Origin of the sequence: Campylobacter sp. TTU-622 (genome assembly GCF_016598965.1) — a bacterium.
Classification (GTDB): Bacteria; Campylobacterota; Campylobacteria; order Campylobacterales; family Campylobacteraceae; genus Campylobacter_D.
In genome coordinates, this window is sequence record NZ_JAENKR010000204.1 from 1 (window position 1) to 635 (window position 635).

2 protein-coding genes are annotated in these 635 nt (G+C 23.6%); both read right to left on the reverse strand.

The features are described from left to right. The coding region (locus JG677_RS08485; RefSeq protein WP_200286210.1) for a hypothetical protein at positions 1-484 on the reverse strand (484 nt) is incomplete at its 3' end. A 45-nt stretch (positions 485-529) separates the two neighbouring features. Beyond that, positions 530-635, reverse strand: a 106-nt coding sequence (locus tag JG677_RS08490; RefSeq protein ID WP_200286212.1) for a SelB domain-containing protein, incomplete at its 5' end; no start/stop codon positions are given.

Here is a 635-nt window from a genome sequence, read left to right on the forward strand (position 1 = left end):
TTATAAGATTTACTTGATATTGTTTTAGTTCTTCATCAATATTTTTTAAATGTTCTCTACAATAAGGACACTCAGGATCTGTAAAAACATAAATTGCAGGTTTATTTTTATCTCCTAGTTTAATAACCATTTTTTCTTTTTCTGCTACTACTTTAGCATTTTTAATAAAATTATCCCTAGCATCTTGGAATTTTTTCATTTCATATTCTTGACGATAAGAAATTTTTGATTTTAAATCGATAATATCAGGAACTATAATATCATCTTTTGTAAAAAGAATTTCTTCTTGTTTTAAACCATCAATTTCAACACTTAAAATTACACTATCAAAACCAGTATCACCTGCTTTTTCTCTTTTTTCAATATTTATTTTTGCATCGGGAAATTGAGCTTTAATACTTTGCGAATAAAAATCACTAATTTGAGCATTGCTAGCCGCAAAAGCTAAATTTGCAGTGATTAAAACTAAGGCAATTTTTTTCATCATTTATATCCTTTTTAAATTTATTTTTAATTTTATAATATTAAATTAAATGTTTGTTTTTAAAAATCTTTTTTCATTGATTTTTTGAACTCTTTCATCTTTATCTAGGTATTCTAAATAAGCTATGGCATATTTTCTTGAAAGATTAAAT